Source organism: Streptomyces sp. NPDC043812 (genome assembly GCF_056436245.1).
Window position 1 is genome coordinate 189,803 of record NZ_JBWKCY010000006.1, and the last position, 15,123, is coordinate 204,925.

General features: G+C 71.6%; 15 protein-coding genes. 8 read left to right on the plus strand and 7 right to left on the minus strand.

Annotated features, from left to right (window positions below):
- Positions 1–54: 54 nt before the first annotated feature.
- Complete coding sequence (locus AC067Z_RS11680; RefSeq protein ID WP_478789420.1) at positions 55–1,488, minus strand: MFS transporter; 1,434 nt, start codon at positions 1,486–1,488, stop codon at positions 55–57.
- 145 nt (positions 1,489–1,633) lie between these two features.
- Between AC067Z_RS11680 and AC067Z_RS11685 the strand changes: the two genes are divergently transcribed.
- Positions 1,634–2,086, plus strand: coding sequence for a winged helix-turn-helix transcriptional regulator (locus AC067Z_RS11685; protein WP_478789289.1), 453 nt, complete (start codon positions 1,634–1,636; stop codon positions 2,084–2,086).
- A gap of 11 nt (positions 2,087–2,097) precedes the next feature.
- Here the strand turns inward: AC067Z_RS11685 and AC067Z_RS11690 are convergent, their stop codons facing one another.
- On the minus strand, positions 2,098–2,685 hold the full coding sequence (locus AC067Z_RS11690) for a CGNR zinc finger domain-containing protein (protein ID WP_478789290.1): 588 nt from the start codon (positions 2,683–2,685) through the stop codon (positions 2,098–2,100).
- A 37-nt stretch (positions 2,686–2,722) separates the two neighbouring features.
- Here AC067Z_RS11690 and AC067Z_RS11695 point away from each other — a divergent pair, with 37 nt between their 5' ends.
- From AC067Z_RS11695 to AC067Z_RS11705, 3 genes are all read left to right on the plus strand, one after another.
- Positions 2,723–3,175 carry a VOC family protein gene (locus tag AC067Z_RS11695; protein WP_478789291.1) on the plus strand — a complete coding sequence of 151 codons (453 nt, stop codon included), beginning with the start codon at positions 2,723–2,725 and terminating at the stop codon, positions 3,173–3,175.
- A 199-nt stretch (positions 3,176–3,374) separates the two neighbouring features.
- A complete protein-coding gene (locus AC067Z_RS11700) occupies positions 3,375–4,691 on the plus strand; it encodes a M28 family metallopeptidase (RefSeq protein WP_478789292.1) in 1,317 nt (438 codons plus the stop codon).
- A gap of 98 nt (positions 4,692–4,789) precedes the next feature.
- On the plus strand, positions 4,790–5,347 hold the full coding sequence (locus AC067Z_RS11705) for a flavodoxin family protein (RefSeq protein WP_478789421.1): 558 nt from the start codon (positions 4,790–4,792) through the stop codon (positions 5,345–5,347).
- Here the strand turns inward: AC067Z_RS11705 and AC067Z_RS11710 are convergent.
- The 4 genes from AC067Z_RS11710 to AC067Z_RS11725 all read right to left on the minus strand — a co-directional run bounded on the left by AC067Z_RS11710 (position 5,344) and on the right by AC067Z_RS11725 (position 9,695).
- Complete coding sequence (locus tag AC067Z_RS11710) at positions 5,344–6,246, minus strand: ABC transporter permease (RefSeq protein ID WP_478789293.1); 903 nt, start codon at positions 6,244–6,246, stop codon at positions 5,344–5,346. The two genes, AC067Z_RS11705 and AC067Z_RS11710, sit on opposite strands and share 4 nt — an antisense overlap.
- Positions 6,233–7,171: an ABC transporter ATP-binding protein gene (locus AC067Z_RS11715; RefSeq protein ID WP_478789294.1), complete on the minus strand. Its 939-nt coding sequence runs from the start codon at positions 7,169–7,171 to the stop codon at positions 6,233–6,235. Before AC067Z_RS11715 ends, AC067Z_RS11710 begins: the two co-directional genes overlap by 14 nt.
- 82 nt (positions 7,172–7,253) lie before the next feature.
- A complete protein-coding gene (locus AC067Z_RS11720) occupies positions 7,254–8,486 on the minus strand; it encodes a LolA family protein (RefSeq protein WP_478789295.1) in 1,233 nt (410 codons plus the stop codon).
- A 198-nt stretch (positions 8,487–8,684) separates the two neighbouring features.
- A complete protein-coding gene (locus AC067Z_RS11725; protein WP_478789296.1) occupies positions 8,685–9,695 on the minus strand; it encodes a polyprenyl synthetase family protein in 1,011 nt (336 codons plus the stop codon).
- A gap of 219 nt (positions 9,696–9,914) precedes the next feature.
- On the opposite strand from AC067Z_RS11725, the gene AC067Z_RS11730 reads away from it, so the two are divergent.
- The 4 genes from AC067Z_RS11730 to AC067Z_RS11745 all read left to right on the plus strand — a co-directional run bounded on the left by AC067Z_RS11730 (position 9,915) and on the right by AC067Z_RS11745 (position 14,397).
- Positions 9,915–11,852: a CocE/NonD family hydrolase gene (locus AC067Z_RS11730; protein ID WP_478789297.1), complete on the plus strand. Its 1,938-nt coding sequence runs from the start codon at positions 9,915–9,917 to the stop codon at positions 11,850–11,852.
- An 84-nt stretch (positions 11,853–11,936) separates the two neighbouring features.
- Positions 11,937–13,163: a fumarylacetoacetase gene (gene fahA, locus AC067Z_RS11735; protein ID WP_478789298.1), complete on the plus strand. Its 1,227-nt coding sequence runs from the start codon at positions 11,937–11,939 to the stop codon at positions 13,161–13,163.
- On the plus strand, positions 13,160–13,489 hold the full coding sequence (locus tag AC067Z_RS11740; protein ID WP_478789299.1) for a hypothetical protein: 330 nt from the start codon (positions 13,160–13,162) through the stop codon (positions 13,487–13,489). Before fahA ends, AC067Z_RS11740 begins: the two co-directional genes overlap by 4 nt.
- 113 nt (positions 13,490–13,602) lie before the next feature.
- Entirely contained in the window at positions 13,603–14,397 is a 795-nt protein-coding gene (locus AC067Z_RS11745) for a DUF4190 domain-containing protein (RefSeq protein WP_478789300.1), read from the plus strand.
- Positions 14,398–14,497: 100 nt separating this feature from the next.
- Here AC067Z_RS11745 and AC067Z_RS11750 read toward each other — a convergent pair whose 3' ends face one another.
- On the minus strand, positions 14,498–14,899 hold the full coding sequence (locus AC067Z_RS11750) for a hypothetical protein (protein ID WP_478789301.1): 402 nt from the start codon (positions 14,897–14,899) through the stop codon (positions 14,498–14,500).
- Between the last annotated feature and the right edge of the window lie 224 nt (positions 14,900–15,123).

Here is a 15,123-nt window from a genome sequence, read left to right on the forward strand (position 1 = left end):
CGTGACGTCCGTCGCAAACCACCCTGCCCGTCGGAACGGACGAGCCCTTGCGCTTCAGCTCTGGCGCGCCGCCGCGACGGACCGCTCCGCCGTCGTGGCCGCGCCCGCGGGCGCCGTGCTGGACCCGCGCGCCGGGCGCAGCCCCGTCGCCGTGATCAGCGCGCCGAGCGCCACCATCACCAGCGGCACCACGAGCGCCGCCCGATAGGCGTCGAGCGTCGCGGCCGGCCCGGAGCCGGTGGACGCGATGCCGTACACCGCGGTCACCGCGGAGATGCCGAGCGCGGAGCCGAACTGCGTCGAGGTGTGCAGCAGTCCGCCCGCGAGGCCCTGTTCGGCCGGGGGCACCCCGTCGGTCGCCGCGATGGTGAGCGGGCCGTACGCCAGGGCGAACGCGACGCCGGTGAGTGCGAGCGTCGGGAGCATCGCGGCGTACGTCCAGTCCGGTGCGACCGGCAGGAACAGGGCGTAGGAGAGCACGCCGAGCAGGAAGCCGCCGAGGATCACCCGGGCGTTGCCGAACCGGTTCACCAGGCGCGGAGTGAGCGTCGGGGCGAGCACCGCGTCGCTGCCCATGATCAGCAGGGCGAGCGCCGTCTCCATCGAGGACCAGCCGCGCAGTTCCTGGAGGTAGAGCGTGACGACGAACTGGAAGCCGAAGAACGAGCCGACGAACAGCAGCGCACCGAGGTCGGCACGGACCATGGCGGCCCGGCGCAGGATGCCGAGCCGGACGAGGGGCGCGGCCGAGCGGCGTTCGACGGCGACGAAGACGGCGACCAGCACCAGCCCGCCGGCCACGGCGGCGGCGGTCGCACCCCAGCCCGCGAGCCCGTGTTCCAGGCGCACGACCCCGTAGGCGAGCAGGAGCATCGCGCCTGCGGCAGTCGCCGCGCCCGCCAGGTCGAAGCCGCCCTTGCGCAGTGGCGGCGCACCGGCGGGCACCAGCTTGAGCGCGGCGGTCAGGATGGCGGCGGAGAGCAGCACGGGGGCGAAGAAGACCCAGCGCCAGCCGAACTGGGTCAGCAGACCGCCGATGACGAGGCCGAGCGAGAAGCCGCCCGCCGCCGTGCCCGCGAAGACGAGGAGCGCCTTGTTGCGCTGCGGCCCTTCCGCGTAGGAAGTGGTGATGATCGACATCGCGGCCGGTGTCATGAAGGCCGCCGCCACACCGGTGACGAAGCGGGCCACGATCAGCATCCAGCCTTCGGTGGCGAATCCGCCGAGCCCGGAGAAGAGGAGGAAGACGGTGAGCCAGGTCAGGAACATGCGCCGGCGGCCCAGCAGGTCGGCGGCACGTCCGCCGAGCAGGGTGAACCCGGCGTAGCCGAGGACGTAGGCACTCATCACCCAGGCCGCGGAACCGGTGGACAGCCCGAGGTCGGCACGGACGGCCGGCACCGCGACGGCGAGCATGGCGACATCGATGCCCTCGAGGAAGATCGTTCCGCAGAGCACCAGGAGCAGGGCCCAGGCGCGTGCGGACATGCGGGGGTACGGATCGGCGGACACAGCAGCTCCGTAGGAGGAGGGCGTACGCACGGGTGGGCACATACGCAAGGGAAGTGGGTTACCGGATCGATGGCCGGTTCCCTCTTGTAACCGCCTCGATCCTCCGGCAGCATGAGGAGACATGGAAGAAGGCACTTCGAAGTCACCGAGTAACTGCCGGGTCACCGACTACGCGGACGCGGGCGATACGGACCCGTTCCAGTGGGACACACGGGAGGACTGCGAGGTCCGCCAGATCCTCGACCGGGTGGCGGACAAGTGGTCGCTGCTGGTCATCGCGCTGCTGGACCGGCGCGTGCTCCGGTTCACCGAGCTGCGCCGGGAGATCGACGGCATCAGCCAGCGGATGCTCACCGTGACCCTGCGCCAGCTGGAGCGCGACGGGCTGGTCACGCGGACGGTGCACCCCGTGGTGCCGCCGCGGGTGGAGTACGCGCTCACTCCGCTCGGCGGCACCCTGCACACCACCATCCGCTCGCTGGTCACTTGGACCGAGGAGCATCAGAACGAGATCGCGGCCGCACGCGCCGATTACGACGCGCGGGCCGAGGCGGAGCTCGCCCGGGCCGACTGAGGCTCGCGGGGTCAGTCCGAGTGGCGAGCGCGGTGCGCCCGCACCTTGCTGCGGTTGCCGCATCGCTCCATCGCGCACCACCGGCGGCGGCCGGGACGTGAGGTGTCGACGAAGAGCAGTCGGCAGTCGTGCGATCCGCATTCGCGCACCCGGTGCGCGTGAGGGCCGGTCAAGAGCTCCACGGCGTCCCGGGCCACTGTCGAGAGCATCTGCGCCACTGTCGCGCCGGGCGCCCACTCCCGCGATCCGTCCACACCGATGCGGGGCGCCAGAGCCGGCCCCGCGGCTGCCGCGTTGACCACGGACACATCCGCCGGGGCCGCGTCGTCACCGTGCACCTGGGCAACGGCCAGGCCCCACACGGCATCCCGAAGGGCCCGCGCGGCCGTCACCTCCGCGTCGTCCACGCTCAGATGCAGGCCCGCCGGAAGCCGACTGTCCGCCACCCACCGCAAGAGCGCGTCCGGATCGTGCAGCACCTCGAACGCGGCAAGCCTTCCGGGGCCGCCGGTGGTCAGCAGTTCCAGGCACAGCGCGCCCGGGTCGAAGCGGAACGAGCCCCCGGACGGCGGTTCCAGCAGCATTCCCGGCGCGTCCATGGCCACCTCCCTGGCGTAACCACTATAACTGGTTTCCATGAATCCGCTGCACTGGAAGCTTGTGATCGACTCCGCCGACCCGCACGCCCAGGCCGACTTCTGGGCCGAGGCCCTGGGGTACGCGGTCGAGGACAACAGTCGGCTGATCGAGCAGGTCCTCGCGGCCGGAGCCGCGCCCGAGGAGGCGACGGTGGAATCGCACGGCCGCCGCGCCTGGCGCGATCTGGTCGCCGTCCGCCATCCGGACGACCCGTACGACGAGCACAGCGGCACCGGCCTGGGCCGCCGCATCCTGTTCCAGCGGGTGCCCGAGAAGAAGAGCGGAAAGAACCGGCTGCACGTGGACCTGCACACCGAGCCGGGCACGAGGGACGCGGAGACCGCCCGCCTGCGGGGGCTGGGGGCGACGGTGCTGCGGCAGGTGAAGGAGCCCGGCGGCGAGTGGACGGTCATGGCGGACCCGGAGGGCAACGAGTTCTGCGTGCACTAGACCCTGCCCGGGCGCAGGTCGCGTTCGACCGTCCGCAATACGAACGACCGTGACCGATTTCCGCCCTTGACGGTACGTCAACCTCTCGCTGACCATTCAGCACGCACCGCGCACGTCAAGCTCCAGCGCCCCGTACCCCGCCGGTCCGGGGCGTCACGCACGTTCCGTCCTGTCCCCGTACGGAATCCGGAGCCCCCACATGAACGTCTCCGTGCCCAGACGTACCCTCGCGGCCACCGCCCTCGCCCTCGCCGGGCTGCTCGCGGCCGGCGCACCGGCGGCGACCGCGGCGCCCACGGCGCCCGTCTCCACTCTCGCCGCCCCCGACATACCGCTCGCCAACGTCAAGGCGCATCTCACGCAGCTCCAGTCGATCGCCACCGCCAACGGCGGCAACCGGGCGCACGGCCGGGCGGGCTACAAGGCCTCCCTCGACTACGTGAAGGCCAAGCTCGACGCGGCCGGATTCACCACGTCGATCCAGCAGTTCACCTCCAGCGGCGCGACCGGCTACAACCTGATCGCCGACTGGCCGGGCGGCGACGTCAACCAGACCGTCATGGCCGGCGCCCATCTCGACTCGGTCAGCTCCGGAGCGGGCATGAACGACAACGGCTCGGGATCCGCCGCCGTGCTGGAGACCGCGCTCGCCGTGTCCCGCGCCCAGCTCCAGCCCACCAAGCATCTGCGGTTCGGCTGGTGGGGCGCGGAGGAGCTCGGCCTGGTCGGCTCGAAGTACTACGTCAACAACCTGCCGGCCACCGAGCGTTCGAAGATCTCGGGCTATCTGAACTTCGACATGATCGGCTCCCCCAACCCGGGCTACTTCGTCTACGACGACGACCCGACGATCGAGCAGACCTTCAAGGACTACTTCGCCTCCCTCGGCGTCGCCACCGAGATCGAGACCGAGGGCGACGGCCGCTCCGACCACGCGTCGTTCAAGAACGTGGGCATACCCGTCGGCGGCCTGTTCACCGGCGCGAGCCGCACCAAGTCCAGTGCCCAGGCGCAGAAGTGGGGCGGCACGGCCGGCCAGGCCTTCGACCGCTGCTACCACTCGTCGTGCGACACCACGTCGAACATCAACGACACCGCACTCGACCGCAACAGCGACGCCGTCGCGCACGCGATCTGGACCCTCTCGGCCGGCACCACCGTTCCGCCGGGCGACTCCTACGAGAGCGCCGCCGACGTCACCATCCCGGACGCCGGGGCGGCCGTCACCTCGACGGTGACCGTCTCAGGGCGCACGGGCAACGCGCCCGCCGCGCTCAAGGTCGGCGTGGACATCAAGCACACCTGGCGGGGCGACGTGGTGATCGACCTCGTGGCGCCGGACGGGACCGCGTACCGGCTGAAGAACTCCAGCGGCAGCGACTCGGCCGACAACATCGTCGCGACCTACACCGTGGACGCCTCCGCAGAGACGGCCAACGGAGCATGGCAGCTGCGGGTCCAGGACGTCGCCCGGTACGACACGGGCTACATCGACAGCTGGAAGCTCACCTTCTGACGACTGCGAACCACCGGAGAAGCCGCCACCCCCCATCGACTGCATGCGTGTGCATATACTGCACACGCATGCAGTCACTTCCTACGGGGGACCACGCCATGACCCGGAGTTTCACCTTCCTGATCGGCAGCAGCCGCACCGGCGGCAACACCGAGACACTGGCCAGGCTGGCCGCCGAGCAGCTCCCTGCCGGCACCGAGCAGCGCTGGCTGGACCTCTCCGCGCTTCCTCTGCCCGAGTTCGAGGACCTGCGCCACGAGGGCGACGGCAGCTACGCGGCACCCACGGGCCACGCCGCCACCCTGCTCGACGCCACCCTCGGGGCGACCGATCTCGTCGTCGCCTCCCCGCTGTACTGGTACTCCCTGTCCACGTCCGTCAAGCGGTATCTGGACCACTGGTCGGGCTGGATGCGGGTACCCGGCCTGGACTTCAGGCCCCGTATGGCCGGGCGCACCCTGTGGGGTGTCACCGCCCTCGCCGGGACGGATCGCGCGGACGCCGATCCGCTGGTCGGCACGCTGCGGACGGTCGCGTCCTACATGAGCATGGAGTTCGGCGGCGTACTGCTGGGCAACGGCAACCGTCCCGGCGACGTCCACCGCGACGAGCGGGCGCTGAGGGAGGCCAAGACGTTCTTCGCGGACAGGCCCTAAGCCGTGATGTCCTTGGTGGTGAACCGCGCCCACGCCGCCGATCCGAAGACCGCGACGTACAGTCCCTGCAGACCGAGGTTCTTCAGCACCTCGTCCCACAGGACCGGCTCGCGCATCAGGTCCGAGAACGACATCCAGCCGTGCGGGAACAGGTACGGGTGGATGCCGCCCAGCTGCGGGATCGAGCCCAGGATCTGCACGGTGACCAACAGCCCCACCGTCGTGGCCATGGCGGCGACACCGCTGCCGGTGAGCGTCGACACGAACAGGCCCACGGCCGCGAGCCCGGTCAGCGACGCGGCGACGACGACCGCGATGAGCACCGCACGCCACAGCCCCTCGGCGAACGGGATCGTGGTGCCGGAGATCGTGGTCACCTCGCCCAGCGGGAAGAGCAGCGCGCCCACGGCGAGCGCGGACGCGGCCACCACCGCCGTCGCCACCAGGCAGAAGGCGCACACGGCGGTGAACTTGGCGAGCAGCAGCCGGGTGCGGCCCGCGGGGGCGACCAGCAGATAGCGCAGCGTGCCGCCGGCCGCCTCGCCGGCGACCGCGTCCCCTGCCACGACCCCGACGGCCATCGGCAGGAAGACGGGAAGGGTCGCGGCGATGGCCGCGAAGACCAGGAACAGGCCGTTGTTGGTGATCTGCGCGAGGAACGCCGGGCCCGCAGCACCGTCCGGGCCACCGCCCCCGACGGCGCCGCCGTCGCTCGTCTCGATCTTCACGGCGATACCGATCAGCACCGGAACGGCCGCGAGCACGCCGAGCAGGGCGAGGGTGCGCCAACGGCGGAAGGTGAGCGTCAGCTCGGAACGGAACAGGCCGAGCCCCAACGCCCGCAGCGGCCTGCCACCCGCCCCCGGCACCGCGGCCTGAGCCGTCTCAGCCCGCGACATCGAAGCCCTCCCCGGTCAGTGCGACGAACGCGTCCTCCAGCGACGCGCGCTCCATCCCGAATCCGCGCACCCGGACCCCGTTCCCCACCAGGGCGGCGCTGATCTCCGCCAGCTCCCTGTCCGGCTCGGGCAGTTCGCCCGTGACCTTCTCCCCCGCCACGGTCACCTCCACGGCACCGTGCTCCTTGAGCACCCGCGCCGCGTCGGCGGTGTCGGGGGTGAGAACCGCGAGCCGCCCTCGTGCACCCGCCGCCAGCTCGGCGACCGGCCCTTGGGTGATCAGCCGCCCCTGTGCCATCACCGCGGCGTGCGTACACACCTGCTCGATCTCGTCGAGCAGATGCGAGGAGAGGAAGACGGTCGTGCCGTCCGCCGCCAACTCCCGTACCAGGGAACGGATCTCGCGCATGCCCTGCGGGTCGAGCCCGTTCGTCGGCTCGTCCAGCACCAGCAGCTTCCTGGGCTGCAGCAGCGCCGCGGCAAGAGCGAGCCGCTGCTTCATCCCCAGGGAGTACGCCCTGGCCTTCTTGCCCGCCGCCTGCGCGAGACCCACCCGGTCCAGCGCCTCGGCGACACGCGCCTTGCGGGTACGGGGATCCGCGACCGGGTCGGCCGAGTCGTAGCGCACGAGGTTGTCACGCCCACTCAGGAAGCCGTACAGCGCCGGGCCTTCGATGAGCGCGCCCACCTGCGGGAGCACGGTGTGCAGCGAGCGCGGGACCGGACGGCCGAGGAGCGTGGCCGTGCCGGCGGTGGGCGCGATGAGACCCATGAGCATCCGGATGGTGGTGGTCTTTCCGGAGCCGTTGGGTCCGAGGAAGCCGAAGACGCTGCCCGCGGGCACGCTCAGATCGAGGCGGTCGACGGCGAGCTGTCCGCCCCGGTAGCGCTTGGTGAGCCCGCGCGTCTCGATGACGGCTGTCATTGCGGTCCCCCGTTCGAGGTCTGCGATCGGATGCGCCCCGCCGTACGCAGCGTACGGCGGGGCGCTCGGTCGGGGCGAAGCCCTACTTGTCCGCGTCGGCGGCCTTCACCAGGGCGTCCTTGGTGACGGCACCGACGTAGACCGTGCCGTCGTCCGTCATCAGGGCGTTGACCAGGCGCGTCGTGAAGACCGTGCCCTCGCCGAACTTTCCGCTGACCTTGTCGCCGAGGGAGTCCAGGAACTGCTGGGCCTCCGGCGGGACGTCGCCCTCGCCCTTCTCGGGGAGGCGCGCGCCACCCGGAGCCTCGATCTTGGCGATCGAGGTCCAGCCCTCGCCGATGACGTTCGGACCGGCGAAGTCCTCCGGGGAGGAGCCCATGAACCCCTCGTGGCCCTTGAACCCCTCGTGGGCGTCCTTGCCGCGTTCGATCTCGTCCTCCTCCGTCACCTTCGCGCCCTTGGGGGGCGTGAAGTCGAAGGTCGAGGCGGCGGGCCGGGAGAAGTCGACCTTCGTGAAGCCCGCGTCGACGACGGCCTTGCCGCCGCCGCTCGAGGTCAGGGTGAACTTCAGCGGGGTGCCGGTCTTCGCGTCCACCGCGATCGTGATCGAACCGACCGTGGAACCCTGCTGCTTCGGCTTCACGACGAGCTTGTACGCGTCACGGCCGGCGACCTGCGACGTGCCGCCGACGGAGAAGGCCGTGGTGTTGTCGGACGCCTTGAGCACCTCGTCGGCGAACTCCTTGGGCGTGGCCGGGAGATCACCGGCGTCGGCGGGGCCTTCGTGCTTCCCCTCCTGCCCTGCCTCGGCCTTGCCGTGGAAGACCTCGTTCGAGGCGCTGTCGTAGCCCCAGACGTCGTCGCCGTTGTGGATCAGGCTGTACTCGGCCGAGTCCTGAAGGATGGAGACCTTCTGGCGGTCGGGGCCGTCGGCCGCGATCCGCAGTGTGTGCGTGCCGGTGGCGAGCTGCGTCAGCTTGGACTCCGGGTCGGCGGAGGAACCCTCGCCGTCCCCGGCCGCACCGGCGAGGGAGCCCGCCAGTCCGTCGAGCGAGGGCAGGCCGAGGTCGGTGCTGATCTTCACGTTGCCCGAGAGCTGCTGCGTGTCGGACGCGGCGATCTTCTCGATCAGTTCCTGAGCGGTGGTCTCCGGCAGATCGGGGTCACCGGAGGCGGCGAGCGCCGGGACGAGCCCGATGGTCCCCGCCGCGATCCCGGCCACCGCGAGCGGGACGAGATAGCGAGTGGCCTTGCGGCGCCCCACTGAGAGGTCCCCGGCCTCGTCGGTGGAGTGTGCGCTGTCGTTCGGTGCCATGGTGTGCCCTACCTCCGTGGTTGTCAGGGGTGGTGCTCTCCATCTGACCAAAACAACCGTACGGAAGCGTCAGCCCCCGGGCGCAATCCCCTGTACCCCTCTGGGATGACAACCGGCGACACCAAGTCCCCCGACCCGTAGGGGTCGAGGGACGAGCAGAAGTTCCCGCGCGGCCGGGCCGGGGTGGATCCCGCCCTGTCAGCCCGCGCGGTGGACCACCGCGTCGCACAGCTCCGCCAGCGCCGCCTTCGCGTAGCAGTCCGGCAGCGGCGTGAGCATCGACCGGGCCTCCTCCGCGTAGCGGACGGAGTCCTGGCGGGCCTGCTCCAGCGCCGGGTGCTCACGCAGCCGGCGCAGCGCCTCCGCGTGCCGGGCGTCGTCGCTCAGGTCGCCGTCGAGCAGGGCGAGCAGCTCCAGGTCCTCGGGGCGGCCGTGCGCCTCGGCCGCGGCACGCAGGTGCAGCACCGGCAGCGTCGGGATGCCCTCGCGCAGGTCGGTGCCGGGCGACTTGCCGGACTCGTGGGAGTCGGAGGCGATGTCGAGGACGTCGTCGGCGAGCTGGAAGGCGACGCCGAGGCGCTCGCCGTACTGGGTGAGGACGTCGACGACGCGCTCCTCGGCGCCGGACATCATCGCGCCGAACCGGCACGACACCGCGACCAGCGAGCCGGTCTTCCCGGCGAGCACGTCAAGGTAGTGCTCCACCGGGTCGCGGCCGTCGCGGGGCCCCGCGGTCTCCAGGATCTGGCCGGTGACCAGACGCTCGAACGCCTCCGCCTGAATGCGTACGGCCTCCGGGCCCAGGTCGGCCAGGATGTGCGAGGCCCGGGCGAACAGGAAGTCGCCGGTGAGCACCGCCACCGAGTTGCCCCAGCGGGTGTTGGCGCTGGCGACGCCGCGCCGCACGTCGGCCTCGTCCATCACGTCGTCGTGGTACAGCGTCGCGAGGTGGGTGAGCTCGACGACGACGGCCGAGGGCACGATGCCCGGCTCGTACGGATCACCGAACTGCGCGGCCAGCATCACCAGCAGCGGGCGGAAACGCTTCCCGCCGGCCCGCACGAGATGCTGCGCGGCTTCCGTGATGAACGGAACCTCGCTCTTGGTGGCATCGAGCAGGCCCGCCTCGACAGCCGACAGCCCGGTCTGGACATCGGCCTCAAGAGCCTGGTCCCGCACGCTCAGCCCGAACGGCCCGACGACGGTCACGAGGGGGTCTCCTGTCTGCTGACGATCACACGGATTGTCGATGTGTCGCTGGATTCACTCAAGTCAGCGTATCCGGTCGCCTTTCGATCACCATGAGCGCCTTCCCGCCACCCCCGGTATGTTCGTGATCAGCCGCAATACCACGATGCAGGGCTTTTACACCTACCCGTGATCGTCCCCGCCACCCCCGGACCGGGGCCGCGCCACCGAGGTTCCGCCATGCGTATCCGTACCGTATTTCCCCACGAGACGGCCCACGAGGACATCCGCATCCCCCTGCCGGACGGTGTCACCCTCCACGCCCGCGTGTGGCGGCCGGTGACCGGCGGGCCCGTGCCCGTACTCCTCGAATACGCGACCCACCGGCTCACCGACGCGACGGCGGTGCGCGACGGCGAGCGCCACCCCTGGTACGCCGGTCACGGCTACGCCTCCGTACGGGTGGATGCCCGCGGCCACGGGAACAGCGAGGGGGTCCCCGGCGGCGAGTGCGACGCCACCGAGCTCGCGGACGGTGTCGCCGTCATCTCCTGGCTGGCCCGCCGTCCGTGGTGCACCGGCAGGGTCGGCCTGTTCGGCATCGGCGACAGCGGACGCGGCGCGCTGCAGATCGCCGCACTCGCGCCGGAGGCGCTGCGGGCGGTGGTTGCCGTCTGCGCGAGTGACGACCCGTACGACAACGACGGCCCCTTCCTCGGCGGCTGCGTCACCGGCCAGGGGCTGCACTCCCGGTCCGCCGCCCTCCTCGCCCACGCCGCCCGGCCGCCGGACCCGCTCCACGCGGGCCGGGAGTGGCGCGCGATGTGGCTGGAGCGGCTGGCGGCCGCCGGACCCGCCGTGCACACCTGGCTGGGGCACCGTACGCGCGACGAGTTCTGGGCGAGCGCGGGCATCAGCGACGACACGGCAGCGGTACGGGCCCCCGTCCTCGCCGTGGGCGGACTGCACGACCCCGGCCGGGACACCGTGCTGCGGCTCGTCGAACGGCTGCCCGCCGACCGGGTGCGGGGACTGATCGGCCCCTGGCAGCGCCAGTACCCCGACCGGCCGACCGGCCCGGGCCAGGCGATCGGTTTCCTGCAGGAGACGCTGCGCTGGTGGGACCAGTGGCTGAAGGACAGGGACACGGGCGTCCTGGCGGAACCGGTGCTGCGCTGCATGCTCGCGTCGCCGGATCCGTCCGGGGGCCACTGGGCCGGGGAGGGGGCCGTGCCGTCCCCGCACGTCACCGTCGTCCCCTACGCGCTGGGCGGCGCGCCGGTCCTCGTGCGCTCCCCTCAGCACACCGGCGCCGACGCGGGACGCTACTGCCCCGTGGGCCACGCCGCGGACCTGCCGCCCGACCAGCGGGAGGAGGATGCGAGGTCGGTGTGCTTCGAGTTCCCCGTCGGCGACGCCCCCCTCGACGTCCTCGGCAGGCCCCGGATCACCCTGCGGCTGCACCGGGACCCGGCGCACGGGCAGGTCGTGGCCCGGCTGTGCGACGTCGCCCCGGACGGCACCTCCGTGCTCGTCACGCGCGGCGCGCTGGACCTGCCCGCCGACGGCGCGGTGCAGGACGTGGCCTTCGACCTCTCCCTGGCCGCACACACCTTCGCGCCCGGACACCGCATCCGTCTCGCGGTCTCCTCCGCGTACTGGCCGTGGATCTGGCCGCACGCCGACACGGCGGGCTTCACCCTGGACCCGGCGGGCTCCCGCCTCGGCCTGCCCGTCCGCGAACCGACCGGCGAGAAGATCGACTTCCCTGAGCCGGAGCATGCCGAGCCGCCCGCGGTCGCCGTGCCCCAGACCCTCGGTGAGGAGCGTCCGCGCCTGCTGCTCACCCGCGACGTGTCCGACGGACGGTGGACGCTCGACGCGACGCCCCACCGCGGCGGCACCCATGTGCACCCGGACGGACTGGAGTACACCGAGGAGGCCCACGAGACGTACACGGTGCACGAGGACGACCCGCTCTCCGCCCGGGCCCTGTCCACCTGGACGCTGCGGCTGCACCGGCCCGAGCTGGGCTGGGACGTCCGGATCGAGACCCGCTCCGAAATGACCTGCGACGCCTCCGACTTCGTCACGTCGGACGAGCTGGTGTGCCGGCACGGCAGTGAGATCGTCTTCCACCGGACCTGGGAGAAACGCGTCCCGCGCGCGGTGGACTGACCGGGTGGCCGAGGCACGGTGCCGCGCCGTGGTGAGGTCCACGTAACGTGTCGTCCACAACCGTGGAAAGCGAGGCAGGCACCGATGTCCGAGCAGAGCCCGCTCGATCTCGCCGAGGGCGATCCCTTCGGCCCGCACAACCTCCCGTACGGCGTCTTCACCACGGCCGACGAGCCGGAGCGCCGCAGGCTCGGCGTCCGTATCGGTGACCATGTGCTCGACGCCGGGGCCGCGGCCCTCGCGCTCGGCTCCCCCTACGCGGGCGTCCTCGCCCAGTCGAGCCTCAATCCGCTGCTGGCCGCCGGGCGCACCGCCTGGCGCGACGTACGGCGCGCGCTGACCGCCTGGGTCACCGTCCCCGCGCACCGACCCGACATAGAGCCTCTGCTGCACCCCGTCGACACGGTGACGATGCATCTGCCGTACGAGGTCGCCGACTACGTCGACTTCTACGCGAGCGAGCACCACGCCACCAACGTCGGGAAGATCTTCCGGCCCGACGGTGACGCGCTCACGCCCAACTGGAAGCACCTGCCGATCGGTTACCACGGCAGGGCGGGCACCGTCGTCGTCTCCGGCACGGACGTCGTGCGGCCGTCCGGCCAGCGCAAGGCCCCGTCCGACCCGGCCCCGGTCTTCGGACCGTCCGTCAAGCTCGACATCGAGGCGGAGGTCGGCTTCCTCGTCGGCACCCCCTCCGAGCTCGGCAGCTCCGTGGCGCTCGCGGACTTCCGGGAGCACGTCTTCGGGCTGTTCCTGCTCAACGACTGGTCGGCGCGCGACATCCAGGCCTGGGAGTACGTGCCGCTCGGCCCGTTCCTCGGCAAGTCCTTCGCCACCTCGGTCTCCGCCTGGGTGACCCCGCTGGAGGCGCTCGACGCCGCCAGGACCGCGCCGCCCACGCGCGACGTGGACCTGCTCCCGTATCTCGACGACGCGGCGGAGGAGGAGCCGGGCGGTTTCGACCTCCGCATCTCGGTCGCGATCAACGGACACGTGGTCGCCGAGCCGCCGTTCTCCACCATGTACTGGACCGCGGCGCAGCAGCTCACCCATATGACGGTCAACGGCGCCTCGCTCCGCACGGGCGACCTCTACGGCTCCGGCACCGTCAGCGGCCCCGAGGTGCACCAGCGCGGTTCGCTGCTGGAGCTCACCTGGAACGGCCGCGACGCGCTCGAACTGCCCGAGGGCAAGCGCACGTTCCTGGAGGACGGCGACGAGGTGACGATGACCGCGTGGGCCCCCGGCCCCGACGGCGTACGCGTCGGACTCGGCGAGGTCACCGGCCGGATCGCGCCCTCGGCATGACCCGCACCGTCCGGCGACGACTGCCTGTCCGGCGGATCGGCGCCGGACGGGCCCTGGCCGCCGCCTCTCTCGTCCTGTTGCTCGCCGGCTGCTCGGACGAACCCGCCCCGGCGGAGCAGTACGAGCAGGGCTACCGCTTCGGCCGCGACGAGATCCCCGACGGCCATGTCCCGGACGTCACCGACCCCGCCGACGCCATCGGCGCGGACTCGGAGTGCGGCGAGCACGCGGAGACCGACGGGGTGGAGCCCTTCCCGCCGAGCCAGGCGTGGATGCTGGGCTGCATGCACGGGGCGAGCGGTCTGCCCGCCTCACCCCCGCGGTAGCGCGGCGGCGCCGACCTGGGGTTGCCCCGGCGAGAGCGCACCCGGTGTCCGGACTGTCGGTGGCCGGCTATAGGTTGCGGGCCTCACCCTCGGCACAAGGAGCGCCACGCAGCATGTCCATACCGCCGCAACCGCCGTCGTCCCCAGGGCCGTACCCGCAGCCGGGACCGTACGCGCAGGGACAGCCCGGCCCGTACGGCGGCCCGGCGAACTGGTACGCGCCGGCGCCGCCGCAGAAGACCAACGCCCTGGCCATCGTCGGGTTCGTCATGTCGATCGTGTGCGCGGTGCCGCTGGTGCCGCTCATCCTCGGCATCATCGCCCTCTCCCAGATCCGCAACCGCGGGGAGCGGGGCAAGGGCTTCGCCGTCGCCGCGATCGCCATCCACGGCGTGACCATCGCGTTCTACGCGCTGGTCCTGGTACTGGGCCTGTCCGGCGCACTCGACGACGGTCCCGAGCCTCGGCGCGACAACGGCGGCCAGGTGACCAGCCCGGGCTCCAGCGACGTGCAGGACATCCACAAGGGCGACTGCTTCAACACCAACGACGACCTCGAGGAGTACGGCAAGGAGGGCGGTGAGGCCGCCTTCTCGGTGAGCATCGTTCCCTGCACCGAACCCCACGAGGCCGAGGCGTACGCCGTCTTCGACCTGGAGGAGGGCCCGTACCCCGGTACGGAGGAGGTCGTCGCGGCCGCCGAGGAGAAGTGCGCCGGAACCGTGCTCACCGACTACGTGGGCAACGACGCCGAGCTCCCGAAGACGCTGGAGGTGTACTACTACCACCCGCAGGCCGCCGGCTGGGCCTTCGGCGACCGCGAGGTCACCTGCTTCCTGGGCGACACCAGCGGGTCGAGCACAGGTTCGGCGCGCAGCGCCGGCTCGGGCGCCGGCTCCGGGGCATAGGGCCTCTCGTTCGGATCCTGCCGGGCTCGCGGTGCCCTGCACGCCCGCTGAGCCGGCCTGATCCCGACGAAAGACCCTGGGGGCGCGGGGCAGCGGGAGGTCAGCTCCCGCTCAGCCTGAGCCCGAGCACGAAGACCCCCGCAGCCAGGAGGAATGCGGCCCAGACCGAGGCGAGCATCCGCCTGCGGCGCAACAGCGAACGGATCGCGGCGACGAACTCGAAGACCGCGATGACGGCACCGGTCACACCGATGGCCGCGGCGGTCCAGTAGATCCAAGTGAACTCGCCCAGGAATCGCAGCAGCAGGAGTGCGGGTCCGATGAGCAGCAGCGACAGGGTGGAGGTGAACACCGATGCCTTGGGCTGCTCCTGATCCTGATCCTGATCCTGATCCTGATTCTGGTTCTGGTCCTGTCCCTGGTTCTGGTCCTGCCCCTGCTCCTGGTCCTGTCCGCGACCTTGTGCCTGACCCTGTGCCTGTTCCTCTGACTGCTCCCGCATTACTCCCCCGTATGAACGATCAAGGCCCGGTGCCCCTGGGATGACGCCGGGCCTTGATCATTGGTTGCTCGGGCGGGCGGCTCAGCGCACCACCGGGCCCGTCCCCGTCCCCCGGCCGAGTGGCAGATCTTCCCTCGCGACCGGCGAACCTGCAGGTCAAGGCCGCGCTGTCGGGGCCTCAAGTGGCGCAATACTGCGGCAACACCATTCGGCGAACACCGTCG

What these genes read in the sequence shown, in the direction of transcription:
- AC067Z_RS11730 (WP_478789297.1), top strand. Translation starts at nt 9,915, where the DNA reads ATGCGTATCCGTACCGTATTTCCCCACGAGACGGCCCACGAGGACATC.
- AC067Z_RS11680 (WP_478789420.1), bottom strand. Translation starts at nt 1,488, where the DNA reads ATGTCCGCACGCGCCTGGGCCCTGCTCCTGGTGCTCTGCGGAACGATC.
- AC067Z_RS11685 (WP_478789289.1), top strand. Translation starts at nt 1,634, where the DNA reads ATGGAAGAAGGCACTTCGAAGTCACCGAGTAACTGCCGGGTCACCGAC.
- AC067Z_RS11700 (WP_478789292.1), top strand. Translation starts at nt 3,375, where the DNA reads ATGAACGTCTCCGTGCCCAGACGTACCCTCGCGGCCACCGCCCTCGCC.
- AC067Z_RS11715 (WP_478789294.1), bottom strand. Translation starts at nt 7,171, where the DNA reads ATGACAGCCGTCATCGAGACGCGCGGGCTCACCAAGCGCTACCGGGGC.
- fahA (WP_478789298.1), top strand. Translation starts at nt 11,937, where the DNA reads ATGTCCGAGCAGAGCCCGCTCGATCTCGCCGAGGGCGATCCCTTCGGC.
- AC067Z_RS11695 (WP_478789291.1), top strand. Translation starts at nt 2,723, where the DNA reads ATGAATCCGCTGCACTGGAAGCTTGTGATCGACTCCGCCGACCCGCAC.
- AC067Z_RS11745 (WP_478789300.1), top strand. Translation starts at nt 13,603, where the DNA reads ATGTCCATACCGCCGCAACCGCCGTCGTCCCCAGGGCCGTACCCGCAG.
- AC067Z_RS11720 (WP_478789295.1), bottom strand. Translation starts at nt 8,486, where the DNA reads ATGGCACCGAACGACAGCGCACACTCCACCGACGAGGCCGGGGACCTC.
- AC067Z_RS11750 (WP_478789301.1), bottom strand. Translation starts at nt 14,899, where the DNA reads ATGCGGGAGCAGTCAGAGGAACAGGCACAGGGTCAGGCACAAGGTCGC.
- AC067Z_RS11710 (WP_478789293.1), bottom strand. Translation starts at nt 6,246, where the DNA reads ATGTCGCGGGCTGAGACGGCTCAGGCCGCGGTGCCGGGGGCGGGTGGC.
- AC067Z_RS11705 (WP_478789421.1), top strand. Translation starts at nt 4,790, where the DNA reads ATGACCCGGAGTTTCACCTTCCTGATCGGCAGCAGCCGCACCGGCGGC.
- AC067Z_RS11740 (WP_478789299.1), top strand. Translation starts at nt 13,160, where the DNA reads ATGACCCGCACCGTCCGGCGACGACTGCCTGTCCGGCGGATCGGCGCC.
- AC067Z_RS11690 (WP_478789290.1), bottom strand. Translation starts at nt 2,685, where the DNA reads ATGGACGCGCCGGGAATGCTGCTGGAACCGCCGTCCGGGGGCTCGTTC.